Origin of the sequence: Burkholderia sp. E168m23 (assembly GCF_016586125.1) — a bacterium.
Taxonomy (GTDB): Bacteria; Pseudomonadota; Gammaproteobacteria; order Burkholderiales; family Burkholderiaceae; genus Burkholderia; species Burkholderia orbicola.
Window position 1 is genome coordinate 1 of the sequence record NZ_BCPP01001485.1, and the last position, 1009, is coordinate 1009.

At 69.8% G+C, this 1009-nt stretch carries 1 pseudogene; it reads right to left on the reverse strand.

Annotation, left to right across the window (positions count from 1 at the left end):
* Positions 1–846, reverse strand: a pseudogene (locus JMF90_RS38350) (DUF3416 domain-containing protein); the annotation flags it as partial.
* Between the last annotated feature and the right edge of the window lie 163 nt (positions 847–1009).

The window sequence follows — 1009 nt, forward strand, 5'->3', positions numbered from 1 at the left end:
CAATCGTATGGCGAGGCGCTCGAACAGCTCCTCGTATAACTTCGTATAATGTATGCTATACGAAGTTATTACGCGCGGGCCGTCGGGCGCATCGGGGAACGCGATCGGCGCGCCGATCCGTCGCAGCAGCCGGTGCTCGTCCGCGAACCACGGCGCGCGCAGGTCCCACCAGCGCACCGATGAAAACACCGCGTCGAACCCGGCGGCTTCGAGTTGCGCGAGCGCGTCACGTGCATGACCGGGCACCCCGGCGAGCACCGCGACGTCCGGGCGCGCACGGCGCAGCGCCGCGCGCCAGCCCGGCCACCAGTCGGCCGGCAGGTGATGCGGCGCGTCGATCAGGAAGCCGGCCGCGCCCGCGTCGGCGTACGTCGCGAGATGCGCGCACCACCATGCCGACAGCGCGTCGCGCACGGCTTCGTCGGCGGTGTTCGCATGCGCGATATCCAGTGCGTGCGCGGTGCCGCGCGGATCGATCAGCGCGTCGTCGTGCGTACGCTCGACGTACCAGTCAGGATGCTCGGCGCGCAGCGGATTGTCGCGCGCGATGCGGTCGGGCACGACTTCGAGCAGCAGGCGCAGCCCGTGGCCCTTCGCCAGTTGCGCGAGCCGCGAGAAGGTTTCGAGCGCGCTCGCGCGTGTCTCGAACGACTGGGCCGGCCGCCGGAAATCCGCCACGTGGCGCGGAAAGCCGGCCACGCTCGCGGCCCAGAACGCGCCGACCAGCACGTGATCGAAGCCCATCCCCGCGATGTGCGCGAAGGTTTGCGGCCACGCGTCGAGCGGCCCGACGAGGCGGGCGTCGCAGAAGTAGAGGTGCGGAGCGAACGGTGGTGTGGAGTCCATGGCGCGGCGTGGGCGAGTGGCGCGAGCGGTAAAGCCGGTTCGTCGCAACCTGCGTGCCTGCTGCGCGAACGTCAGCAGGGCGGGGGCGTGCAGGGGAAAGCGGTTTGAAGGGGCCTGTCGTTTTTACATGAGCGCCAGGCCCACGTATGTACTACATGCGCGG